The organism is uncultured Oscillibacter sp., from assembly GCF_910584465.1.
Taxonomy (GTDB): domain Bacteria; phylum Bacillota; class Clostridia; order Oscillospirales; family Oscillospiraceae; genus Oscillibacter.
In genome coordinates, this window is sequence record NZ_CAJUBK010000041.1 from 1 (window position 1) to 22797 (window position 22797).

The 22797-nt window shown below is 64.5% G+C and carries 28 protein-coding genes; 8 read left to right on the forward strand and 20 right to left on the reverse strand.

The genetic code is table 11. From position 1 onward, the window contains the following. The 6 genes from QZ332_RS09620 to QZ332_RS09645 all read right to left on the reverse strand — a co-directional run. A partial coding sequence (locus QZ332_RS09620; RefSeq protein WP_295764740.1) for a hypothetical protein occupies positions 1–259 on the reverse strand: 259 nt, incomplete at its 3' end. Positions 260–572: 313 nt separating this feature from the next. Next, positions 573–845: a hypothetical protein gene (locus QZ332_RS09625; RefSeq protein ID WP_295764742.1), complete on the reverse strand. Its 273-nt coding sequence runs from the start codon at positions 843–845 to the stop codon at positions 573–575. A 31-nt stretch (positions 846–876) separates the two neighbouring features. Then, positions 877–1035 (reverse strand): hypothetical protein, encoded by a 159-nt coding sequence (locus tag QZ332_RS09630; protein WP_295764744.1) that lies wholly within the window; start codon positions 1033–1035, stop codon positions 877–879. A 16-nt stretch (positions 1036–1051) separates the two neighbouring features. Continuing rightward, positions 1052–1222, reverse strand: a complete 171-nt coding sequence (locus tag QZ332_RS09635; protein WP_295764746.1) for a hypothetical protein — start codon at positions 1220–1222, stop codon at positions 1052–1054. Position 1223: 1 nt separating this feature from the next. Continuing rightward, on the reverse strand, positions 1224–1952 hold the full coding sequence (locus QZ332_RS09640) for a hypothetical protein (RefSeq protein ID WP_295764747.1): 729 nt from the start codon (positions 1950–1952) through the stop codon (positions 1224–1226). Between the two features lie 350 nt (positions 1953–2302). After that, entirely contained in the window at positions 2303–2851 is a 549-nt protein-coding gene (locus QZ332_RS09645; protein WP_295764749.1) for a hypothetical protein, read from the reverse strand. 26 nt (positions 2852–2877) lie between these two features. Here QZ332_RS09645 and QZ332_RS09650 point away from each other — a divergent pair, with 26 nt between their 5' ends. Both QZ332_RS09650 and QZ332_RS09655 read left to right on the forward strand, forming a co-directional pair. Further along, positions 2878–3078 (forward strand): hypothetical protein, encoded by a 201-nt coding sequence (locus QZ332_RS09650; RefSeq protein ID WP_295764751.1) that lies wholly within the window; start codon positions 2878–2880, stop codon positions 3076–3078. 69 nt (positions 3079–3147) lie between these two features. Beyond that, positions 3148–3447, forward strand: coding sequence for a hypothetical protein (locus QZ332_RS09655; protein WP_295764753.1), 300 nt, complete (start codon positions 3148–3150; stop codon positions 3445–3447). Positions 3448–3487: 40 nt separating this feature from the next. Here the strand turns inward: QZ332_RS09655 and QZ332_RS09660 are convergent, their stop codons facing one another. The 4 genes from QZ332_RS09660 to QZ332_RS09675 all read right to left on the reverse strand — a co-directional run bounded on the left by QZ332_RS09660 (position 3488) and on the right by QZ332_RS09675 (position 5946). Next, positions 3488–3715, reverse strand: a complete 228-nt coding sequence (locus QZ332_RS09660; RefSeq protein WP_295764755.1) for a hypothetical protein — start codon at positions 3713–3715, stop codon at positions 3488–3490. A gap of 397 nt (positions 3716–4112) precedes the next feature. Further along, a complete protein-coding gene (locus tag QZ332_RS09665; protein ID WP_295764757.1) occupies positions 4113–5087 on the reverse strand; it encodes a replication protein in 975 nt (324 codons plus the stop codon). 333 nt (positions 5088–5420) lie between these two features. Next, the gene (locus QZ332_RS09670) at positions 5421–5684 is read right to left on the reverse strand and encodes a hypothetical protein (RefSeq protein WP_295764759.1); all 264 of its coding nucleotides are present in this window, start codon (positions 5682–5684) and stop codon (positions 5421–5423) included. 4 nt (positions 5685–5688) lie between these two features. After that, positions 5689–5946, reverse strand: a complete 258-nt coding sequence (locus QZ332_RS09675; protein ID WP_295764761.1) for a hypothetical protein — start codon at positions 5944–5946, stop codon at positions 5689–5691. 257 nt (positions 5947–6203) lie between these two features. On the opposite strand from QZ332_RS09675, the gene QZ332_RS09680 reads away from it, so the two are divergent. Continuing rightward, a complete protein-coding gene (locus QZ332_RS09680) occupies positions 6204–7124 on the forward strand; it encodes an exopolyphosphatase (RefSeq protein WP_295764763.1) in 921 nt (306 codons plus the stop codon). 73 nt (positions 7125–7197) lie between these two features. Here QZ332_RS09680 and QZ332_RS09685 read toward each other — a convergent pair whose 3' ends face one another. Continuing rightward, positions 7198–7737 (reverse strand): prolyl-tRNA synthetase associated domain-containing protein, encoded by a 540-nt coding sequence (locus QZ332_RS09685; protein ID WP_295764765.1) that lies wholly within the window; start codon positions 7735–7737, stop codon positions 7198–7200. A gap of 70 nt (positions 7738–7807) precedes the next feature. After that, positions 7808–9217, reverse strand: a complete 1410-nt coding sequence (gene murC, locus QZ332_RS09690; protein ID WP_367116659.1) for a UDP-N-acetylmuramate--L-alanine ligase — start codon at positions 9215–9217, stop codon at positions 7808–7810. A gap of 91 nt (positions 9218–9308) precedes the next feature. Here murC and QZ332_RS09695 point away from each other — a divergent pair, with 91 nt between their 5' ends. Then, positions 9309–10673, forward strand: coding sequence for a CCA tRNA nucleotidyltransferase (locus QZ332_RS09695; protein ID WP_295764767.1), 1365 nt, complete (start codon positions 9309–9311; stop codon positions 10671–10673). Positions 10674–10755: 82 nt separating this feature from the next. Here QZ332_RS09695 and QZ332_RS09700 read toward each other — a convergent pair whose 3' ends face one another. Next, on the reverse strand, positions 10756–11481 hold the full coding sequence (locus QZ332_RS09700; RefSeq protein WP_295764769.1) for a YjjG family noncanonical pyrimidine nucleotidase: 726 nt from the start codon (positions 11479–11481) through the stop codon (positions 10756–10758). 74 nt (positions 11482–11555) lie between these two features. On the opposite strand from QZ332_RS09700, the gene QZ332_RS09705 reads away from it, so the two are divergent. Together QZ332_RS09705 and QZ332_RS09710 are read left to right on the forward strand one after the other, a co-directional pair. Further along, positions 11556–12386 carry a dipicolinate synthase subunit DpsA gene (locus QZ332_RS09705; RefSeq protein ID WP_295764771.1) on the forward strand — a complete coding sequence of 277 codons (831 nt, stop codon included), beginning with the start codon at positions 11556–11558 and terminating at the stop codon, positions 12384–12386. Positions 12387–12396: 10 nt separating this feature from the next. Continuing rightward, positions 12397–12972 carry a dipicolinate synthase subunit B gene (locus tag QZ332_RS09710; protein ID WP_295764773.1) on the forward strand — a complete coding sequence of 192 codons (576 nt, stop codon included), beginning with the start codon at positions 12397–12399 and terminating at the stop codon, positions 12970–12972. Between the two features lie 74 nt (positions 12973–13046). On the opposite strand, the gene QZ332_RS09715 is transcribed toward QZ332_RS09710, so the two are convergent. The 7 genes from QZ332_RS09715 to QZ332_RS09745 form a co-directional block, all read right to left on the reverse strand. After that, the gene (locus tag QZ332_RS09715; protein WP_293279259.1) at positions 13047–13244 is read right to left on the reverse strand and encodes an alpha/beta-type small acid-soluble spore protein; all 198 of its coding nucleotides are present in this window, start codon (positions 13242–13244) and stop codon (positions 13047–13049) included. Between the two features lie 185 nt (positions 13245–13429). Next, a complete protein-coding gene (locus QZ332_RS09720) occupies positions 13430–13888 on the reverse strand; it encodes a helix-turn-helix domain-containing protein (RefSeq protein ID WP_295764775.1) in 459 nt (152 codons plus the stop codon). Positions 13889–13975: 87 nt separating this feature from the next. Next, on the reverse strand, positions 13976–14503 hold the full coding sequence (nrdG, locus tag QZ332_RS09725) for an anaerobic ribonucleoside-triphosphate reductase activating protein (RefSeq protein ID WP_295764777.1): 528 nt from the start codon (positions 14501–14503) through the stop codon (positions 13976–13978). Positions 14504–14508: 5 nt separating this feature from the next. Then, complete coding sequence (gene nrdD / locus QZ332_RS09730) at positions 14509–16686, reverse strand: anaerobic ribonucleoside-triphosphate reductase (protein ID WP_295764779.1); 2178 nt, start codon at positions 16684–16686, stop codon at positions 14509–14511. A gap of 232 nt (positions 16687–16918) precedes the next feature. Continuing rightward, a complete protein-coding gene (locus QZ332_RS09735; RefSeq protein ID WP_295764781.1) occupies positions 16919–17626 on the reverse strand; it encodes a response regulator in 708 nt (235 codons plus the stop codon). Continuing rightward, on the reverse strand, positions 17623–18708 hold the full coding sequence (locus QZ332_RS09740; RefSeq protein ID WP_295764783.1) for a DUF4118 domain-containing protein: 1086 nt from the start codon (positions 18706–18708) through the stop codon (positions 17623–17625). Before QZ332_RS09740 ends, QZ332_RS09735 begins: the two co-directional genes overlap by 4 nt. A 66-nt stretch (positions 18709–18774) precedes the next feature. Further along, the gene (locus QZ332_RS09745) at positions 18775–20268 is read right to left on the reverse strand and encodes a polysaccharide biosynthesis C-terminal domain-containing protein (RefSeq protein ID WP_295764785.1); all 1494 of its coding nucleotides are present in this window, start codon (positions 20266–20268) and stop codon (positions 18775–18777) included. A gap of 144 nt (positions 20269–20412) precedes the next feature. Between QZ332_RS09745 and QZ332_RS09750 the strand changes: the two genes are divergently transcribed. Together QZ332_RS09750 and rsxC are read left to right on the forward strand one after the other, a co-directional pair. Next, positions 20413–21057, forward strand: a complete 645-nt coding sequence (locus tag QZ332_RS09750; protein ID WP_295764787.1) for an aspartate/glutamate racemase family protein — start codon at positions 20413–20415, stop codon at positions 21055–21057. Positions 21058–21321: 264 nt separating this feature from the next. Beyond that, positions 21322–22698 carry an electron transport complex subunit RsxC gene (gene rsxC / locus QZ332_RS09755; protein WP_295764790.1) on the forward strand — a complete coding sequence of 459 codons (1377 nt, stop codon included), beginning with the start codon at positions 21322–21324 and terminating at the stop codon, positions 22696–22698. Positions 22699–22797 lie beyond the last annotated feature (99 nt).

The window sequence follows — 22797 nt, forward strand, 5'->3', positions numbered from 1 at the left end:
CCACGGGCTCAGGGTCCACAGGCTCGGGGTCTACGGGCTCAGGGTCTACGGGCTCAGGGTCTACGGGCTCGGGGTCCACAGGCTCAGGGTCCACAGGCTCGGGGTCTACAGGCTCGGGGTCCACGGGCTCAGGGTCCACAGGCTCGGGGTCTACGGGCTCAGGGTCTACGGGCTCAGGGTCTACGGGCTCGGGGTCCACAGGCTCAGGGTCCACAGGCTCGGGGTCTACAGGCTCGGGGTCCACGGGCTCAGGGTCCACAGGCTCGGGGTCTACGGGCTCAGGGTCTACGGGCTCGGGGTCCACGGGCTCGGGGTCCGAAGTATCCGGCGTATCGTCCGGGCCAGGGCCCGAAGGGTCCTCCTCCGCCGGGCCGGGACCCTCGGGAGCGGGAGGGTCTTCGGACGGGGCTTCCTCCGAAGAGGACGGGCCGCGATCTCCAGCATCGTCAGAAACGGACGGGGACTCGCCTGTATCTCCACCAACTTCGCCGTCAGCCAGAGCGGGGAGGACCAGGAGCCAGCACGCCAGGAGCAAGGCCAGAAAGGGACGGAGTTTTTTCATATCGCATCACCTACCAATCGAATTTAGAGGGCTTACCGTCCAGAGCCTTTTGTCGGTCGTTTTTGTACTTCTCCGCCGTGGTGGCCGCTCTGCCGTAGTCTCCGCCGCCCATGCGGGAGCCTGTGAGGTAGCCCAGGAGGCCCAGGGAGAAGCGGATGAGGAACAGGGCGATGGCGAAGGCGGCGAAGGACACGCCCAGGCCGGGGACCTCCACGGAAAGGAACATATCCCAAACGTTATGGAAGAACTCCTTTGCGACCAGGGCAACGGGACTCTTGAACATGGCTTGTCCCTCCTTTTTTGAACGTGCACCTTCAAATGAAGATGTCGATGAATTTGAAGAGGAAGTCGAAGATGATGGTCAGGATCTTGACCGCGATGATGAGGAACGCCACGCCGATGACGGCGGCGATGGGGAGGAACAGGCCGGAGGGGAGCCAGCTGTACAGCAGGGAGACCAAGCCTTGGAGCATGGGGCGGGACCTCCTTTCAGGTGAGCATACGGAGGATCGCGAAGAGGCACGCCAGGGAGAAGCAGCCGATGAGGGTGAATTTGAGGGCCAGGGGGAAAGCGTCGAAGATATCACGCATGGCCTCGAAGACCTTGGCGACCTCCCAGGGGATGGTCACGGTGGACCAGAGATGTTCGAAAAAGCCCATATCATGCACTCCAATCGAAGGGATTCAAGAGGCCGAAGATATCGCTCGTCCCGTCCTTCAATGCGTCCAGGAACGCCTTCACGCCGGAGCTCGTGAAATCCTTGAACGTCTTCCAGAAGAAGGACAGGAAGTCTAGGAGGAGGCCGAAGATACCGGAGAACACGCCCTCACCGGATGCGTCCGGGTCCGAGGGGCCTGCGGGAGGGCTCGTCCCGGAGACGGCTTTATACTGCTCCTGACAGCGGGAACACTCATAGATGGTATAGCCTTCCTGGATGAGCTGGCCCGTATCGTCGTACTCGGTCGTCACGGTCTGTTTGACCTGCCAGTCATGGCCCAGGGCGGGGAGGGAGGTCTTTTGGGTCTGCTGACACTTGGAACAGGTCAGGACCTTGGAGCCGGGGAGGGTGCAGGTGGCGGGGGTGGTGCTGGTCTCGGCCCAGGCGTGCTCACAGGCGGAGGGAGGGAGCTCGGAGCCGGAGCCGTCGATGAGGTAGTAGATGGTGTAATTGTTGGTGATGGTGTCCCCGGACTCGTTGATGGTGGTCTCCGTGATGGTGATGTTTTCGTCGCCGTAGGTGACGGTGGAGGTCTTGCCTCCGTCCAGCTCCAGCTTATAGGAGCGGTCTGAGTAGTCGTAGGACCAGTTCGTGATGGGGGCGGTCGTGCCGGTCGCGGGGTTGTAGTATGTATTGTTCGTCTCGTTGACGATGGTCGAGTTATCTTCCACCTTCACTATCTGGCCGTTGTCCCCTACGATGCCGTAGTTGCCGCCGCTGATGCTAGTCGGACGGGTGGTCGTGTTGTAGGTAATATCTTTGTCTATGACGGTATCAGGGATAACCTCAAAGATAGGAAGGACGAAGTTAAAAGACGTATATGTTTCAGATGCCCAATCTTGGTACTGGTTTGTTGTAGATATAGAAATCTGATAAGTGCTACTAGGCGTTAAACGCTTTGTATCAGAAGAAACGGGTGAAAGAAGTTGCTTTGATGTGATCGTGCCTCTATTTCCCTGGTATCGATAGTTAACCTGAAACGGTACATAAACACGATACGCACCATAATAAGGGAACGGATTTATATAAACTGAAAAAGAACCAGGGAAAAAACAGGACGATAAGCAAACGAAAGAGTAGTGCCAGAAGGGTCGAACGTATACGATTCAAGATAGTTAGGGGCCTTTAAATTACCAGGAAAAAGTCCAAGAACATCCGCCCAGGTCGGTTGCCAGAGGAAGCCGCCAGTGGATGTATAGCCTTGTGCCGGGAGGGTCTCCACGTAGTCGTCGTAGGCGGGCTCTAGGACTTCTCCGGCGGATTTTTGGCAATTTTTACAAACGTAAAACATGCCAGTTTTGCCATTGACTGATGTATGCTGAGGGACGAAATCATGACGAGCGTTAAATCCCGGATTCTCAGCACCACCGGGACAAATATCATCCGAAAGGAAAGAACCAAGAAAATACGCTCCACTTTTTATTCCAGACGCAAGCCAAGAACCAAAATCGGGAGCTACTGCCATACCTTCAACAACTACGCTTGGGTCAATAGCAGAAGCTGGCACACATAAAGAAATAATAATTGCAATTGCCATAAATCCTGATATAATATTTTTACAGGTCTTCAAAAAATCACCACCTGGAGGAATACAATATGGATAATAGCGAACTTATCATGAAAATACTTATGCTAATAATGGCAATAGTCTGGCTACTTATCATAATCGGAATTCCGATTGCAATCTTCTTTGCCATCAAGCATCTGATAAAGTTCACGACCAGAACGATTTACGAGGAGAAGGCCAGGGCGGAGGAGAGACACCGCAAGAGCTATGACCCGGAGGAGGACCGCTAGGGGCGGTTATCTAAAATTTTTGCGATGACAAAAAGGGCAGTATTTATCCTCCGGAACCACTAAAACCAAATGACCGCAGAGACGACAGCAAATCTTCCGATACCTCCAGAAAATACGACGCTCAAAGTAATACATAGGGAACTTCCTTTCAAGGGCCGCTTAGCGGTCCTTTTTCTTTTGAAAGTGCATTTTCAAGGAGCAGAAGAGCCAATCCTGGAACAGACACAGGGCAAAGGCGAGGCCCAGGATGAGGTTGCCGAAAAGAATGGATTTCAGGAGCCAGGGCATGGGGACCTCCTTCCTTTTTTCCGTGGGAAAAAACAGGCATGTCCAGCGGGAAGGGAGTATACCGGGATAGGCCGAAGCTGATACGGCTCAGCGGGGCTTTATGGGGGTTTAGGCGGGGGCCTTATTTGCAGGGCTTCGTATCATACATGCCAGCATACATGGCGACGATTGTACGGAGCTCCATGGCCTCCAGACGGGTGACACGGCCCAGGGCGGCGGCGATGTCGATGTAGGCGGCGGCTCTGCCCAGGAAGAACAAGGGAGCACCTTCCGACGCCTCGACGGCGCTGGTGATGAAATCGCCGATGCCGTCATAGGTCAGGCTTTCGATATGTAACCAAGGCACCATGTCGGCCTCCTTTGTATGTACGGGTCTTGAGGGGATACCCTCCTTTTGAAAGTGCACTTACTGGCGCTGGCGGGTTTACGATTTGTTCATTTGACGAAAAAGCCTGATTTTGGTATTGTGTAAGTAGTCCAATCCCACACACAGCCAATTTGCCGATTGACTGATTACCAAAGAAAGGAGGCTTCTCCATGCTTGAAAACATCCAGGCTTTAGCATCCAATCCCGTCGGGATGATGCTATTGCTTATCGTCGGCGGACACATCGCCGTTTTCGTCATGCGGTTAGTACGGAGATAAAATTCCCAAAAACCTACCGGAGAGTTTGCGCTTTGTAAGTACACTTTCAAAAAGAGGGGTCTTGCGGGACCTCCGCCCGCTCCTGGATGTCGGGGCGGAGGTCATAGGGTCAATTGGTCCATTTCTTTGATGCTGGTATCATCGAGATCATCCGCCCATTTGTGGCGGTCTATGTAGGCTTGTACACTGACATACTCTATGAACTTGCCGTTATCCTGGAACTCTATGACCTTGTGGATGCGGCGGTAGAACGCCTCACGGCTGGCAAGGTCCACGTTCATGTATTGAGCGTCCGGAGAGATGTTGGTGATGATGAAGACCTTGGTATAGCACGCCTGACGGTTGAAGTAGCGGCAGGGGAGCAGGAGCGGATAGCCGTCCAGGTAGTTCAGCATGTCGCCGTGCTTTAGACCGCCCCGAAACTCCTCGAAGATGAGCACGTCCTGGCCGTCATAGGTGTCGAAGGGGTGCCGGTAGTCCGTGACACGGTAGCAGTTGGCGTAACCGTAGCGGTCCATGACGGAGCGGGTCTTGCCGGAGCCCGTCTTGCCGAAGATGTAAGTCACGGTGAGGTCCCGCCAGGAGTTGGCGAACTGAGCGTCCCGGAGGGTGGAGCGGGTCCGTTCCACCTTGTCGATGAACTTCATCGCTCCGGGGACCTCCTCGATGACCTCCAGGTTGTTCGCTCCGTCTTTCAGGAGCTCCAGGATACGGTCCGTGTCTTTGCTTTTGCCCTGGCGCTCTATGGGGCACTCGCCGAACTCTTCGAAGGTGCCTTCCACGGAGGTGGTGCCTTTTTCCGTATCCTTCCATTTGCCGTCCTTGCGGATGTAGTCCCGGTTGTCCTGGCTGGTGCCCAGGACTTTTTCGATGTGAGCGCCGGGGAACTTGTTCTTGAGGGTGGAGAAGCGGCAGTTGGAGGGAGCGAGGTTGATGAAGAGATGCGTATGCGGGGTCTTCTCCTCGACCCCTATCTCGTCGGCCATGCACCAGTAGGCCATGGTCTTGAAGGTACGGAGGACTTCACGGATCTTGTCGTGGGTCCAGCCATGTTCGGCGGGGTTGTTGAAGGTCAACTGCCATTTGCGTGAGGCTGTATCTTTTTCGTCCATGAGGATACCGCCTTGTTACAAAAATTTCGGGGGTGTTACAGGCCGTGAGAGGAGTGGAGACCTTGCGGCGCAGGGGATTTGAGAAAATGTTACATGTTACAGAAGTTGCAGGGGGGTAATACTAGCCCCCTGCGCCCCGCCGGGCTTGCGCCCGGCGGGGCCTCCGCTTATCAGGGAGGACAGGCGGAGGGTCTGTGCGGTAGAGCATACACCAGTGACGGGTCCGGCAGGTGTGGCACGTGCCGGGCCCGTAGGCAGAACAAGGGTAGTCGGTCTCCAGGTGGGAACGGCCTCCCTTCATGAGGTCTCACCATCCGGGATGAGCGCCAAAGGCTCCAGTTCGAGGCTTCGGGCGGTGATATAGCCCTCCCAATATTTGAGAGTCAGCGGCGAGACCAGATACAGGCTGGAGGCGAAGGCCAGACCGCCAGCCAGCTGGGCGCAGGCTACGTATGCTTTGCGCATATCTCCGGAGCTCCTCGCGTCCTCCAGATAGGTGCTCATCTGGTCGAGCCAGCGGCAAGCATGATCCCGGACGGGCTTGAAACGTTCGAACCCCATGGCCTTACTTACCGGGGGCCGGGGCGGGGGCCTGGTAGAAGTCCACGATGAAGCCCTTGCCGTCGAAGTCGGCGATGTAATCGCCGGGGATCTTGATGTCCTCGAAGGGATGATCCTTCGGGTCGAGGTTGAGCGTCAGGGCGGCCTGGCCCTCCACGCCGGGGGCTTTGCCGAGGTAGTGGACCTGGATGAAGTCATAGGGGTTCCCGGTCTTCTTGCTGGTGCCCTGGAGGTGGAGCTTGCCGATGACATGGATCTTCATAGTTTTTTCTCCTTTTGCCCTTTTGGGTCTTGTATTTCACCCGGGACCAGCCGAAAAACCTCCAACTAAGATGCCGACGGATATTCCTGCAAGGTCCAGGTTGCCGAATACTCTCTTTTGGTATTTTATGGAAATCCTGCGGCTGGCCGGGTGTTCACTTGCAAGTATAAACTCGCACCCTGTTGCATTGTCCAAGGGTTTGGTTTATAATGGGGGCTGGATCGAGGACTCTGGAATACAGCAAGGAGGAAAATGATATGAGACTGGTAACGCGTTCCGATTTCGACGGCCTGGTGTGCGGAGCCCTTTTGTTGGAGGCGGGCGTCATCGACCATTGGAAGTTCGCCCACCCCAAGGACCTGCAGGACGGCCTGGTGGAGATCGACGGGGACGACTGCCTGGCCAACGTCCCCTATGTGGAGGGCTGCGGCCTCTGGTTCGACCACCACTCCAGCGAGCATGAGCGCCTGGAGCTGGCGGGCAAGTACAAGGGCGAGAGCCGCATGGCGCCCTCCTGCGCCCGGATCGTCTACGACTATTACGGCGGCGCGGAGCGTTTCCCCCAGTTCGGCGAGATCATGGAAGCGGTGGACAAGGTGGATTCCGGCGATCTGACCATCGAAGAGGTGCTGGCCCCCACCGGCTGGATCCTGATCGGCTTTTTGATGGACCCCCGGACCGGCCTGGGCCGCTGGCGCCAGTTCTCCATCTCCAACTACCAGCTGATGGAGAAGCTGCTGGAGGCGTGCCGGGTGATGAGCACCCAGGAGATCTTGGACCTGCCCGACATGAAGGAGCGGATCGAGGTCTACTGGGAGCAGACCGAGAAGTTCAAGGAGATGGTCAAGGCCCATACCCGTCTGGAGGGCAACGTCATCATCACGGACCTGCGGGGCGTGAGCCCGATCTACACCGGAAACCGCTTCATGATCTACAGCCTGTACCCGGAGCAGAACATCTCCGCCTGGGTCGTCAGCGGCCGGGAGGGCCAGGGCTGCTCGGCGGCGGTGGGCTACAGCATCCTGAACCGCACCGCCACGCTGGACGTGGGCAGCCTGATGCTCAAGTACAACGGCGGAGGCCACAAGCAGGTGGGCACCTGCCAATTCAGCAGCGAGGATATGGAGCGGGAGCTGCCCAAGATGCTGGCGGAGCTGTGCGCCCTGTCCAACGGCTGAGCCTGCCGCGCCGGACATACGATGGGAAGATCCCGGAGAGCCTGCGGCCTCCGGGATCTTCCTCCTTATCCGGCTACAGCTCCACCACCGTCGCCTCATGCCCCGTATAGGGCAGGAGCCTTTGCAGCACGTCCGCCGTCTTCAGCTTCAGGGTGCTGGTGCAGATGCAGGGGTGGCAGCTCAGGTGCTCCGCCTCGAAGACCTCCCGCTCCATCAGCAGGCGGACCCGGTGCTCCCGGTCGTTCATCAGCCCCAGGATCGTGGCGGAGCCGGGGGTGCAGCGGAGCAGCTCCCACAAGGACTCCTCCGGCGCGAAGGACAGCCGGGCGGAACCGATCTGGTGGGAGAGGTCCTTGGTGTGGAAGGGCTTGTCCGGCCCCATGCAGAGCAGGTAGAACTGGCTCTTCTGCCGGTTGCAGAGGAAGAGGTTCTTGCAGATGGGCACGCCCAGGACCTCGCTGACAGCGGCGCATTTCTCCATGGTGTCGGCGGGCTCGCTGGATACCCGGTCGTAGTCCATGCCCAGCTCCTCCAGCAGGGCGAACGCGGCCTCCTCCTGGGGGAGGAGCTCCCCCGCGGGCCGGGTGCCGTGATACAAAGGTGAGATCTCCATAGGCCATAGCTCCTTCGATGCCGCCATTTCGGCGTGATGGGGCCCGGGCCCTGGGGGCGGGCCCCTTCGCTCACTCCCCCTTCGTGGAGAGCAGCTTCTCGCCGGCCCGGTAGATGTCCCCCGCGCCGACGGTCAAGATCAGATCCCCCGGCAGGGCCAGCCGCCGGATGGCCTCCGCCGTCTTGTCCAGGGTGGAGCAGTAGACGGAGCCGGGCACCTCTTTGCAAAGGTCCGCCGAGGAGATGCCCAAGGTGTTCTGTTCCCGGGCGGCGTAGATCTCCGCCAGGACCACCACGTCCGCCAGCCTCAGCTCCTCCGCGAAGCGGTCGAAGAGCTTGGCGGTGCGGGAGTAGGTGTGGGGCTGGAAGGCGACGATCAGGCGCCGGAAGCCCAGCCCCCTGGCGGTGGTGAGCAGGGCGTGGAGCTCGTCGGGATGGTGGGCGTAGTCGTCGTAGATCTCCGCCCCGTGGAAGGTCCCCTTGTGCTCGAACCGCCGCCCCGCGCCGGTGAAGCCCGCCAGGCCCTCTGCCACCGCCTCGCCGGGGATGCCCAGCACATAGGCCGCGGAAGCCGCCGCCAGGGCGTTGAGGACGTTGTGCCGCCCGTAGACCTGGAGGGCCGCATGGGCGTAAGCCTCGCCCCTGACGAGGATGTCGAACACGGGCCGCCCCTCCTCCTCGCGCAGGTCTGCGGCGGTGACGTCGGCGGGGCGGTCCAGGCCGAAGGTCAGCACCGGGCGCTCCAGGCCCGCCATGGCCTCCATGGCGCCGTCGTTGTCGGCGTTGACGATGACGTGCCCCGCGGGGGGGACCAGCTCGGCGAAGCTGCGGAAGGAATGCTGGATGTCCCGGAGGTCCTTGAAGAAGTCCAGGTGATCCGCCTCCACGTTCAGCACCACCGCCACGGTGGGGAAGAAGCTGAGGAAGCTGTTGCAGTATTCGCAGGACTCCAGGATGATGGTGTCCCCCTGGCCCACGCGGTAGCCGGAACCGAGCAGGGGCAGTTTCCCGCCGATCATGACGGTGGGATCGGCCTGCGCCGCCATGAAGATGTGGGTGCACATGGAGGTCGTGGTCGTCTTCCCGTGGGTCCCGGAGATGCAGAGCGCGTTGGGGTAGTGCCGCATGATGGCCCCCCATGCCTGGGCCCGCTCGTAGACGGGGATGCCCCGGGCGATGGCCCCGGCGATCTCCGGGTTGCCGTCGTGGACGGCGGCGGTGCGGATGACCAGGTCGCAGTCCCCCAGGTTGTCGGCGTTGTGGCCGATGGCCACGGGGATCTTCAGGGAACGGAGGTGCGCCACCGCGGCGCTCTCGGACACGTCGGAGCCTTGGATGACCAGGCCCTTGTCCCGGAGGACCTCCGCCAGGGGGCACATGGAGACGCCCCCGATGCCCACGAGGTGGGCCCGTGTACCGGGGACGAAGAAGTCGCTGATGGGCTTTTTAGGATGCATCATGGAGATCGGCTTCCTTTCCATAAAACGTCAGTGCAAAAGGATCGTATCCTTTATGGGCATCCTATTATAATATAAAAGCCGGAGGAATGCAACGGCGAAAGGGGGCAGATCCATGGAGATCCCGGGGAATGTGCAGGCGGTCCTGCGGGCCCTGGAGGCGGCGGGCCACGAGGCGTGGTGCGTGGGCGGGTGCGTCCGGGACAGCCTTTGGGCCGGGGGCCGCCTGCCGGGACGGGGCCCGGAGGACTGGGACGTGACCACCAGCGCCCTGCCGGAGGAGACGGCGGCGGTCTTCGCCTCCCGCGCCGAGCCCACGGGCCTGAAGCACGGCACGCTCACGGTCCGGACGCCGGGCGGCCCGGTGGAGGTGACGACCTACCGCATCGACGGGGAGTACCGCGACCACCGCCGTCCGGACACGGTGACCTTCACCCGCTCCCTGGAGGAGGACCTGGCCCGCCGGGACTTCACCGTCAACGCCATGGCCATGGACCTCCGGGGAGAGCTCCGGGACCCCTTCGGGGGCCGGGCGGACCTGGAGCGGCGGAGGCTCCGCTGCGTGGGGGAGCCGGGCCGGCGCTTCCGGGAGGACGCCCTGCGCATCCTCCGGGGGCTCCGATTCGCGGCGGCGCTGGAGCTGGAGATCGAGCCCGCGACGGCGGAGGCCATCCACCAGGAGCGGGAGCTTCTGCGGGACATCGCCGCGGAGCGGATCCGGGCGGAGCTTTTCAAGCTGCTGCCGGGCCCCCGGGCGGCGGCGGTCCTGCGGGCGTTCCCGGACGTTTTCGGCGTCTTCTGGCCGGAGCTGCTGGCCATGGTGGGCTTCGACCAGCGGAACCGGCACCACTGCTACGACGTCTGGGAGCACACCCTCCACGCCCTGGACGCGGCGCCGGGAGAGCCGGTGCTGCGCTGTACGATGCTGCTCCACGACGTGGGGAAGCCCGCCTGCTTCACCGTGGACGGCGCGGGCGTGGGCCACTTCTACGGGCACCCCGCCGTCAGTCGAGAGCTGGCGGACCGGATGCTCCGGCGGCTGCGGTGCGGGACGGACCTGCGGGAGACCATCGTGCGGCTGGTGGAATGGCACGACAGGGACATCCCCCGGACGGAGAAGGCCATCCGCCGGGCCCTCCGCATCCTGGGGGAGGAGGATCTGCGCCGGCTGATCTTGGTGAAGCGGGCGGACAACCTTGGACAGGCCGCGGCGTACCGGGGCCGGCAGGAGGAGCTGGACAAGGCGGAGGCGATCTTGGACGCCCTGCTGGCGGAGGACGCCTGTTTCTCCCTGAAGCAGCTGGCGGTCCGGGGCGGGGACCTGCTGGCCCTGGGCCTCTCCGGTCCGGCGGTGGGGAGAGCGCTGGAGTCGCTTTTGAGCCGCGTGGTGGACGGCGAGCTGCCCAACGAGCGGGAGGCCCTGCTGGAGGCCGTCCGGGGAGGGCGGCGCCCCGGCCGGGACCGGCAGGGGACAGGCTGAGGGAGCCGGGGACGACCCCGGCTCCCTCAGCCTGTAAAAATACGGCGGACCGGGAGGACCGCCTGCGCGGCCTCCGTGGCGCTCATACGATCTCCAGCAGCTGCCGCAGGTCGCGGATCTCGTAGTCGATCCGCAGGCCCTCCCGCCGGGGCTTCCCCGCCGGGTTGACCCAGCAGCAGGGGAGCCCCGCGTGATTGGCCCCCTGGATGTCCGTGGCCAGGGAGTCCCCGATCACCAGGGCGTCCTCATCCCTCATCCCCGGGAGCCGGCGGCGCACGTAGTCGAAGTAGGCTTTGCTGGGCTTGGCGGCCCCGGCCTCCTCGGAGATGAAGGCGGCCTCGAACAGCTCCGCGAACGCGCTGCCCCGGAGGCGGCTGCGCTGGACGGAGGCCACGGCGTTGGTGATGATGTACATCCGATGCCCCCGGGCCTTCAGCTCCCGGCAGACCTCCTCGGCATAGGGCAGGGGGTAGACCCCCTCCCCCAGGGCGGCCAGATAATCCCGATCGCATGCCTCCGGGTCCCGTTCCAGGCCCAGGGCCTTCAAAAAGCGGACGTAGCGCTCCAGGGTGACGAACTCCTTGGTCACCTCCCCCCGGTCGAAGGCGGCCCAGAGCTCCAGGTTGATCTCGTGGTACAGCTGGTACCGTTCCGGCGTGTAGGGGATCTCGTGGAGCCGGCACATCCGGCGGAAGGCTTGGCCGGAGGCTTTGGGGAAATCGAACAGCGTATCGTCGGCGTCGAAGAGCAGGTATTCGTATCGCATGGTCTGCAGCATCCTTTCGGAGATCGTGATCGCCTCTATCATACCACGCCCGCCCGGAAAAGACAATCACCCATCCCCGCCTCCGGCCATACCATGGAGCGAGGGGGAGTGTTGCGATGGATAAGACGTTTGGTGTCATCGGCGGGGACCGCCGTCAGGCGGAGCTCAGCCGGTATTTGGCCTCGGACGGCCATAGCGTGCGTACTTACGGCCTGGACCGCTGGAAGCCCGCAGGGGCGGACACGCTGGACCGTGCCGCCTCCGCCGACGTGGTGATCCTGCCCCTGCCGCTTTGCAGGGGCGACGGCGTCCTGAACTGTGAGGAGGGCGCGGTGCCCACGGCGGACCTCTTCCGCCGCCTCCGGCCGGGACAGCGCATCCTGGCGGGCCAGGTGCGGCCCCAGCAGCGGGAGGAGGCGGAGGCCCTGGGCCTGACGGTGGAGGATTATTTCCTCCGGGAAGAGCTGGCGGTCGCCAACGCCGCCGCCACAGCGGAGGGCGCGGTCCAGACGGCCATGGAGCATCTGGACCGGACGCTGCTCGGCATGGAGTGCCTGGTGATCGGCTTCGGCCGCATCGGGAAGCTGCTGAGCTGCCGCCTGCACGGCCTGGGGGCCAGGGTGACGGCCACCGCCCGGAAGCCGGGGGACCTGGCCTGGATCCGGGCTTACGGCTACCGGGCCTTGGAGACCGGGGCGCTGGATGGGGAGCTGGATGCTTTTGGCGCGGTATTCAACACGGTCCCCTCTCCCGTCCTGGACGGGCCGCTTTTGGCCCAGCTGCCGGAGGACTGCCTTTTGATGGACCTGGCTTCCGTCCGGGGAATCGAGGCGGGGCCGGAGGGCCGGCCGGTGCTTTGGGCCCGGTCCCTGCCGGGGCGGCTGACGCCCCGCTCTGCGGCGGCGGCGATCCGGGACGCGGTCTATTACATCTTATTGGAAGGATGAGGTGACCTGTATGCGAAAGGAACGGGTCGGCTTCGCGGTCTGCGGCTCCTTCTGCACCCATGAGAAGGTGCTCAAGGCGCTGGAGGCGCTGACGGAGATCTACGAGACGGTGATCCCCATCGTCTCGGAGATCTCCGCCTTCACGGATACCCGCTTCGGCACGTCGGAGGACTTGCTGGAGCGGCTGGAGGACCTGACGGGGAACGATGTCCGTCTGGACATCCCGTCGGTGGAGCCCATCGGGCCGAAGGGGCTGCTGGATGTGCTGGTGATCGCGCCGGCCACGGGCAACACCATCGCCAAGCTGGCCGCCGGCATCGCCGATACGTCGGTGACGATGGCGGCCAAATCCCATCTGCGCAACGGCCGTCCGGTGGTGCTGGCGGTGTCCAGCAACGACGGCCTGGCGGCGGGCGCGAAGAACATCGGCGAGCTGCTGGTCCGGCGGAACTACTATTTCGTGCCCTTCGGGCAGGACAACGCGGTCCAAAAGCCCAGTTCGCTGGTGGCGGATTTCAGCAGGCTGCCGGAGACGGTGGACGCCGCCCTCCGGGGCGAGCAGCTGCAGCCGATCTTGCTGCGGTGAGGGACCGGGGGACGAGACACAGGAGGAGAGAGGCGGCCGCAGGCCGCCTCTCTCCTTGCCGTCCCGACGGGGAGTTACAGGGACTTCTCGTAGGACTCGATCATCTTCTTGACCATCTGGCCGCCGACGGAACCGGCCTCGCGGCTGGTCAGGTCGCCGTTGTAGCCTTCCTTCAGGTTGACGCCGACCTCGGAAGCGGCCTCCATCTTGAACTTATCCATGGCGCTGCGGGCCTCGGGGACGTTGAGCTTGTTGGTGTTCTTGCTAGACATAATGAATCTCTCCTTTTCATCAAATCATGCGTTTTTGGGTCCACTGGGTATCGCGAGCATAGTTTGACTCGAAAAGGGGGGAATATGCCGCTTTTTTGGCGGTAATTTTTTCTTGAAGGATCGGCGCCCGCTCCAAAAAGGGATCCGCGCCGCTCATGCGCCGCGGCGCAGGTCCGCTCTCCCGCTCATCCCCGTCCCAGTTCCCGGCGGATGGCCTTCGCCAGGATCTCCCGGCCCTCGGGAGAGCGGAGGGCCTCCAGCGCGGCGGAGCGGACCAGCGCCTGGAAGGAGGGGCTTTTCAGCAGCGCGCCGAAGACGGCGCCGTCCTCCTGCACCGCCGCCGGGCGGGGCTTTGGCTGGGCCGGACGGGACGGCGGGGCCTGGACAGGGCCGTCCTCCGGCACGGCGCCGCCGTTCAGCCAGCTGTCCGCGTCGGCGGGGTCGTCGCTCTCGCCCCGGAGATAGGGCAGGGAGACCCCGAAGTGCTCCGCCAGCTTCCGCTGCTGGTCCTGCGTGGGCGTCTGCCGCCCGGTCTCGAATTTCTCCATCGCCGTCTTGGGGAAGCCCAAAGCGGCGGACAGGGCGGGGCGGCTGAGGCCCCGCTCCACACGCAGCGCCTCCAGGCGCTGTGCCATCGTTACCATCTTGAAAGACCTCCTTGCGCCTGGGGCGCTGAGATGACCGCCCGTCCCGGGCGGTCTCATGGCCGTCCCGCCTGAGGGCGCGTCCCGTCAGCGCCGGTCCGGCAGGAGCGTGAGCGTGCCGGTCCTCCGGGTGGCGGCCAGGTCCAGCAGACGCTGGTTGGAGCTGCCCCGGAACCGGAGGGAGATGTCCTTCAGCGCCTCCACGAAGCGCCCGTCCACCAGCACGTCCAGCAGGGACAGCAGCTCCTCCGTGACCTCGCAGTGGGCGTAGCCCCCCGGCTGCAGCAATTCCTCATAGGTGAAGCCGCTGAACGCCCAGATGGTCTTGTCCGGATAAGCCGCCTTCACCTGCCGGACGAAGGGGAGCAGCGCCCGCTGGTTCTCCGGTTCGAAGGGCTCGCCGCCCAGCAGCGTCAGCCCGTTGATATAGCTGGGGGCCAGGAGGGCGAGGATATGCGCCTGCGTCTCCTGGGTGAAGGGCCGGCCGTATCCGAAATCCCAGGTCTGGGGCTGGAAGCAGTGCTCGCAGTGGTTCGTGCAGCCGGAGACGAACAGGCTGACCCGCACGCCCTCGCCGTTGGCGATGTCGCAGTCCTTGATCTCGCCGTAGTTCATACGCCTTACAGATGGAGCACCCGGTCCCGGATCTCCTGGGTCCGGCCCTGGTTCCAAAACTGGGTCCCGATGTACCCGCAGGTCCGGCGGGCCACGTTCATCTTATCCTGGTCCGTGTTGCCGCACTTGGGGCACTTCCAGACCAGCTTGCCGTTCTCCTCCACGATCTGGATCTCGCCGTCCCAGCCGCACACCTGGCAGTAATCGCTCTTGGTGTTCAGCTCGGCGTAGATGATGTTGTCGTAGATGAACCGCATCACCTGGAGCACCGCCTCCAGGTTGTCCTGCATGTCCGGCACCTCCACATAGCTGATGGCGCCGCCGGGGGAGAGGTGCTGGAACTGGGCCTCGAACTTCAGCTTGTCGAAGGCGTTGATCTCCTCCGTCACGTGGACATGGTAGCTGTTGGTGATATAGCCCTTGTCGTTGATGCCCTCGATGATGCCGAAGCGGCGCTGGAGGCACTTGGCGAACTTATAGGTGGTGGACTCCAGGGGGGTGCCGTAAAGGCTGAAATCGATGTCATGCTCCGCCTTCCACTTCCGGCAGGCGGCGTTCATGGTCTCCATGATCTCCAGGGCGAAGGGCGTGGCGGAGGGGTCCGTGTGGCTCTTGCCGGTCATGTACTTCACGCATTCGTAAAGCCCGGCGTAGCCCAGGGAGATGGTGGAATAGCCGCCGTAGAGCAGCTTGTCGATGGGCTCGCCCTTCTTCAGGCGGGCGCAGGCGCCGTACTGCCACAGGATGGGGGCCACGTCAGAGGGGGTGCCCAGCAGCCGCTCGTGGCGGCACATCAGCGCCCGGTGGCACAGCTCCAGCCGCTCGTCGAAGATCTGCCAGAACTTCTCGATGTTCCCGCCGGAGCTCAGGGCCACGTCGGGGAGGTTGATCGTCACCACGCCCTGGTTGAACCGGCCGTAGTACTTGGGCTTGCCGGTCTCCGGGTCCACGTAGGGCGTCAGGAAGCTGCGGCAGCCCATGCAGGTGTAGCAGTGGCCCTCGCCGTTCTTGTCGACCTTCAGCTCCAGCATCTTCTTCTCGGAGATGTAGTCGGGGACCATCCGCTTGGCGGTGCACTTGGCCGCCAGCTTCGTCAGGTACCAGTAGGGGGCGTCCTCGTGGATGTTGTCCTCCTCCAGCACGTAGATCAGCTTGGGGAAGGCGGGGGTGATCCACACGCCGTCCTCGTTCTTCACGCCCTCGCACCGCTGTTCCAGGGTCTCCTCGATGATCAGGGCCAGGTCCCTGCGCTCCTGCTCGTCCTTGGCCTCCCCCAGGTACATGAAGACCGTCACGAAGGGGGCCTGCCCGTTGGTGGTCAGCAGGGTCAGCACCTGGTACTGGATGGTCTGCACGCCGCCGCGGACCTCCTCCCGCAGGCGGGCCTCCACCAGCTTGGACAGGCTCTCCTCGTCCAGAGCCAGGCCGATGTCCCGCATCTCCTTCTCCACGACGGAGCGCAGCTTCTTCCGGCTCACGTCCACGAAGGGGGCCAGGTGGGCCAGGGAGATGGACTGGCCGCCGTACTGGTTGGAGGCCACCTGGGCCACGATCTGCGTGGCGATGTTGCAGGCGGTGGCGAAGCTGTGGGGCCGCTCGATGAGGGTCCCGGTGATGACGGTGCCGTTTTGGAGCATGTCCTCCAGGTTCACCAGGTCGCAGTTGTGCATGTGCTGGGCGAAGTAGTCGGAGTCGTGGAAATGGATGATGCCCTCCTGGTGGGCCTCCACGATCTCCTTGGGCAGCAGCAGCCGCTCGCTGAGGTCCCGGGAGACCTCGCCGGCCATATAGTCCCGCTGGGTGGAGTTCACCACGGGGTTCTTGTTGGAGTTCTCCTGCTTGGCCTCCTCGTTGCAGCACTCGATGAGGCTGAGGATGCGCTCGTCGGTGGTGTTGCTCCGGCGGACCAGGGAGCGGGTATAGCGGTAGGTGACGTAGTTCTTCGCCACCTCGAAGGCGCCGTGGGCCATGATCTGGTATTCCACCAGGTCCTGGATCTCTTCCACGGAGGGGGAACGGCCCAGCTCCTGACACGCCAGCTCCACGGACTCGGCGATCCGGCGGACCTGGGTGGAGGTCATGCGTTTTTCCTCGTCGATGCTCTCGTTGGCACGGGTGATGGCCGATAAGATCTTCGTGATGTCGAACGAGACCTCGGTGCCGTTCCTTTTGATGACTTTCATTCGTATCCCCCTAACAGTGATCGTACCCGCAGCAGCGGCCGCGCCCGCAGCCGCCACAATACTTTGGCAGTAGGCCAAGCATAACACACAAGATATGGGGGATGCAAGTGTTTTTTGCGACATCCCTGGAAAATTTTTGGGAAGCGGGGAGATAGGGAAACGCCAATGCCGCGGGCGGCAAGGGGTTGGCGGCTTTTGGAAGGATCTGTAAATTTTGGGATCTGGGGGAGGTTCACTCCCCCTCCGCCAGCCGGTAGCCCACGCCGACCTCGGTGAAGAGGTATTCCGGCTCGGCAGGGTTGCGCTCGATCTTGCGGCGGATGTTGGCCATGTTCACCCGGAGGATCTGGTTCCCTCCCCCGGCCCGGGGGCCCCAGAGCTCCCGGATGATGGCGTCGTAGGTCAGCACCTTCCCGGCGTGCTTGCCCAGCAGGGCCACGATGCGGAACTCGCTGAGGGTCAGCTTCACGTTCTCCCCCCGGACCCGCACCTGATGCTTGTCGTAGTCGATGACCAGCTCCCCCACGGAGTAGGTGCCCTCCCGGGCGATCTCCTCGCTGCCGCTGGCGGTGCGGGTGTGGCGGATGGCCGTGCGGACCCGGGCCAGCAGCTCCCCGGTGCCGAAGGGCTTGGTGAGGTAGTCGTCGGCCCCCTGGTCCAGGGCCGACACCTTGTCCCGTTCGTGGGAGCGGGCGGAGACCACCACCACCGGCAGGCTGGACCAGCTCCGCAGCTGGCGGAGGATGTCCAGCCCGTCCATGTCGGGCAGGCCCAGGTCCAAGATCACCAGGTCGGGGCAGTGGGAGGAGATCATGGACAGGCCCTCCGTCCCGGTGCGGGCCTGGATGGTCTCATAGCCCTGACCGGCCAGCACGGCGGCGATGAACTGGGCGATGCTCTTCTCATCCTCCACGATCAAGATCTTTTCCCGGATGTTCATGTCGATACCTCCATAGCCAGATCGGCGGTGGGGAGGCGGAAGGAGAGCTCCGCCCCCTGTGGAAGGTCCCGGGCCTCGATGGTCCCGCCGTGGGCCAGGACGATGGCCCGGCAGACGGACAGGCCCAGGCCCATGTTCCGCTTCCCGTCCCCGTCCGGGGGACGGCTGGAGCGGAGGCGGCCGTCGAAGAGGCCGTCCAGCTCGTCCTTGGGGATGCCCCGGCCGTCGTCCCGGACGGTGAAGCGGGCCCAGCCCTCCTCCGCCTCCAGGACCAGGGCGACACTGCCGGCGCCGCCGTGGATGGCGGCGTTCTCCAAAAGGTTGGCCAGCACCTGCCCGATGAGGATGGGGTCCATGGGGACCATCACCAGCTCGTCGGGCACGGAGACGGCGACGCTCACCTGGGGGAAGCGGCGGCGGAACTTCTGGGCCGCGGCGCCCAGGATCTCCTCGGCGGGCTCCGGCTCCTTGGCGATGGAGACCTGGCTGCCGCCCATGCGGGTGATGGAGAGGAGGTTCTCCACCACCCGGATCAGCCACTGGGCCTCCTCCCGGGCGTTCTCCAGCAGCTCCCGCTGCTCCCGGGGCGAGAGGCCGGGGTTCTCCAGCACGGCGGAGGTGGAGCCCACGATGGAGGTCAGGGGGGTCCGGATGTCGTGGGAGACGGAGCGGAGGAGGTCGGCCCGCATCTTCTCCCGCTCGCTCTCCGCCAGGAGCTGCGCCTGGCGCTTGGCCTGGGCGGTGAGGGTGCAGGTGATGAGGGAGATCATCAGCAGGGTGAAGAAGGTGACGGGATAGCCGGGATTGTCCAGGTTGAAGGCCCAGTAGGGGTACGTGAAGATGAAGTTGACGCAGACCACGCCCAGCACCACGGCCGCCAGGCCGTAGAGGTAGCCGCTGGTGAGCCGGGAGATCAGCAGCACCGCCAGGACGAAGACCGGGGAGGCGAAGCCGCCGATGCTCCCCGCCTGGCGGAGGATGAAGCAGAGGATCAGCGCGCAGAGGAGGATGGCGGCGGTGACCAGGAAGTCCCGCCGGGAGACGGGGAAGAGGGGGGAGGCCCAGGGTTTGCGGAAGGTCATGGCGGGAGCTCCTTTCTGAAAACGGGGGTCCTATCCCCGCCATTATACCAGGGATCCCGGCAAAATTCAATCGTCAGGCGGACGCCGGCCCCCGAAAAGGCCCCGGAGCCATCGCACGTCCTCCCGGCCCACCACCCGGGCCGCCAGCCACAGCGCCCCCAGGGCCGGCAGGTAGCATCCCGCCGGGACCAGCGCCCCGGCCAGCCCCCCCTGGGGCCGGAGGGCCATGACCGGCAGGACCGCCAGGGCGCCGCAGAGGAGGGCCTTCGCCGCCGGGACGGGGGAGAGGCGGAGCCCCGCGGACCGCTCCAGGCGGCGCAGGCTCAGGGCGAAGTTCAAAAGGTGCGTGGCGGTGAAGCTGAGGTAATAGCCCCCCATGCCCCACCTGGGCAGCAGCGCCCAGAGCAGCGCCACGTCCAGCAGGTTCGTGATCAGGTTGTACCGGGCGTTGGCGCTCTGCTGGCCCAGGCCCTTGCACATGGCGTCCACCACGCCGTCCAGATAGAGGATGGGGACCAGGGGGGCGTAGAGCCGGAGGCAGGCCCCGGCGGCCTCGTTCCGGTAGAGCAGGTCCGCCAGGGGCCGGGCGGAGACGAAGAGCGCCCCTCCGGCGCAGATGCCGAACAGCAGGGAGACCCGGAGCCCCTGCCGGGCCAGGTAGCGGATGCGGACCCGCCCCGGGGCGTGGGCCCGGCGGGAGAACTCCGCCACCAGCAGGTCCGCCAGGGAGGCCAGGATGGCGGCGGGGAACATCAGCACGGGGAAGACCATGCCGTGGAGGACGCCGTAGTCCGCCATGGCGTCGGCGGTCCCGGCGAAGAGGGCCAGGCGGCGGGGGATGATGAGGTTCTCCACCGTGTTCAGCCCCGCCCGGAGGTCGTCCGCCAGCCCTACCGGCAGGGCCATGGCGGCCACCCGCCGCCAGGGCGGGCGGTCCCCGCGGCCCGGGGCCGGGCCCTCCCGCCGGAGGGCCCACAGCACCGAGAGGGACAGCGCCGAGGCGGCGGAAGCCCCCAGGGCCACGGACAAACAGGCCCGCCCCGCGTCCGCCCCCGCCCAGCGGGAGAGGAGGGAGAAGGTGACGGCCATGGCGGCCCCCTGCTCCAGGAACTCCACCGCCACCAGGCACCGCAGCCGCCCGGCGGCGGTGAACAGGCCGGTCATGATCCCGTTGAGGCACCCGACGGGCAGGGAGAGGGCGAAGGCCCGGAGGGCCGCCTCCCCGGCGGCGTCGCCGATCCAGCCCGACGCGATCCGGGGCGTGAGGATCCACAGCCCCGCCGCCGCCGGGAGGGAGAAGAGGAGGCCGTACCGGATGCACCCGGTCAGGGCGGGGCGGACGCTCCGCCGCCGCCCCAGGGCCTCGGCCGAGAGGTAGAGGGCGCAGGTCCGCACCCCGGCGGAGCCCAGGGTGGAGGCCAGCAGCTTGACGGACAAGATCAGCTGCAAAAGGCCCACCCCGGCGGCCCCGATCCGGGCGGAGAGGTAGACCTGGAAGCTCATGGCCGCCAGGCGCAGGGCCAGGTTGGCCCCGGTGAGCAGCAGAGCGCCGTAAAACATAGGACTGCCTTTTTTCATCAGATGAACAACACCCCCTGTCCTAACACTATATGGACGAGGCGGGGCGGGTAGGACAAAAAGGTCCGGGCCGCTTGCACTGCGGGCGTGGCTGTGGTAGGATGTGCGGGGAAGGAGGGAGCGCGCATGGAGATCGCCGTCATCGCCGGGACGCCGGTGGACACCCGGATGGGCGTGGAGCTGCTGCTGGAGCGGGGCGCGGGAGCGATCGGCTTCCCCATCTCCCGGACGCCGGAGGAGCAGACCGTCTTCCAGGTGAGCCCCCGGCGGGAGAAGGAGGAGGCCGTCGGGGCCGTCCTGGACGCCGTCGGGGCCCGGGGCCTGGAGCGGGTGCTGCTGTACTGCAATTCCCTCAGCGCCAGCGTGGACGCCCATGCCCTGGCGGATGCCAGGGGCCTGCGGATCTGGACGCCCATGGACGTTTACGGCGAGGTGGCCCGGCGGCACCGCTGCCTGGGGGTCCTGGCCGCCAACTGCCAGGGGGCCGCCGGAGTGGAGCGGGCCATGGTGAACGCCTCCCCGGACACCGTGGTCATCGGCGCGGGGGACCTGCGGCTGGTGCTGGGCATCGAGGCGGGCCGGGAGCCGGAGGAGCTGCTGGCGGACTGCGGCGCGGGGGAGCTGCTCCGCTTCTTCGAGGAGAACGGCGCGGAGGCGGTGGTCCTGGGCTGCACCCATTTCCCCTATCTCCTCGGGGCCCTGCGAAAAAAGACGGCCCTCCCCGTCATAGACCCGGCCCGGCGGCTGCTGGAGCTGGTCCTGGCCCCCTGAGGGGCCGGAGGGGGAGGACGGGGCGGTCCGCCGCCTCCCGGAGGGGGGATCCCCTCCGCGCGGGGAGGGCGAAAGCAGGGGGCCTCCGTAAAAAAGGGGAGGTTTCCAGAAAAATCGGCGTTCATAGACTGGACATTTTTCGAAGAAGGGTGTACAATGTCAAGCAGTATGTGATAGTCTGGCCAGGCACGCCTGCCCGCCGTTCGGCGGGCGGTCTGACCTCCGCGTCCAGGCCGCTGTCAAGAGTAAAAATGAGGTGAAAAAATGGCACAAGCGTTCTTTGGCGGCGTTCATCCCCACGATATGAAAGCCGCGACCAATGAAAAGGCCATCGAGCAGTTGCCTGCCCCAGCTCAGGTGGTCATCCCCATGTCCCAGCACTTCGGCGCGCCATGCACCCCCCTTGTCAAGGCCGGCGACCATGTGAAGGTGGGCCAGAAGATCGGCGAGTTCCGCGGTCTCGGCGCCCCCATCCACGCCAGCGTCTCCGGCACCGTCAAGGCGGTGGAGCCCCGGCCCTATTCCATGGGCGGGAACATCCTGTCCGTCATCATCGACAATGACATGCAGGACGAGGTCAGCGAGGAAGTGAAGGCCCCCGCGGACCCGGACGCCCTCAGCGTCGACGAGATGGTGGAGATCGTGAAAAACGCCGGCATCGTCGGCATGGGCGGCGCGACCTTCCCCACCCACGTGAAGATCTCCGGCGGCATCGGCAAGGTCGACACCGTGATCATCAACGGCGCCGAGTGCGAGCCGTACATCACCGGCGACCACCGGGCCATGCTGGAGCGGTCCGAGGAGATCGTCGGCGGCGCCACCTACCTCGCCAAGATGTTCGGCGTGGAGAAGGTCGTCATCGGCGTGGAGGTCAACAAGCAGAACGGCATCGACCAGCTGAACAAGACCATCGCCGAGAAGCACGCCCCCGTGGTGGTGGAGGGCCTGCGCTGCCGCTACCCCCAGGGCGGTGAGAAACAGCTCTGCCAGGCCATCACCGGCAAGCAGGTGCCTCCCGGCGGCCTGCCCAGCAACATCGGCTGCGCCGTGTTCAACATCAACACCACCTGCGCCATCTACCGGGCCATCACCACGGGGATGCCCGTGGTGAAGAAGGTGGTCACCGTCTCCGGCTCCGGTGTGGTGGAGCCCAAGAACGTCGAGTGCCCCATCGGCACCCCCGTGTCCCTGCTGTTCGACTTCTGCGGCGGGCTGAAGGACGGTACATACAAGCTCATCGCCGGCGGCCCCATGATGGGCATGGCCCAGTACACCGCCGACATCCCCGTGGCCAAGGGCACCGGCTGCATGCTGGCCTTCTGCGAGAAGGAGGAGCAGACCGTCGAGCATCCCCAGTGCATCCGCTGCGGCAAGTGCGTCGCCGCCTGCCCCATGCACCTGGAGCCGCTGTTCCTGTATCAGTACGCCTCCAAGGGCCTGGTGGCCGAGCTGGAGGAGGCCCACATCATGGACTGCATGGAGTGCGGCGCCTGCGCCTATGGCTGCCCGGCCCGGCTGCACCTGACCCACATGTTCAAGACCGGCAAGCAGCTGGTCAAGGACGCCCAGGCCAGGGCCAAGGCCGCCGCTGAGGCCAAGAAAGCCGCCGCCGAGGCGAAGAAGGAGGTCGTGAACAAATGACGAACTATAAGGATCTGAAGCTGATCGCGACTTCCTCGCCCCACATCCGCGGCAGCGAGACCACCCAGGGCATCATGAAGGACGTCATCATCGCCATGC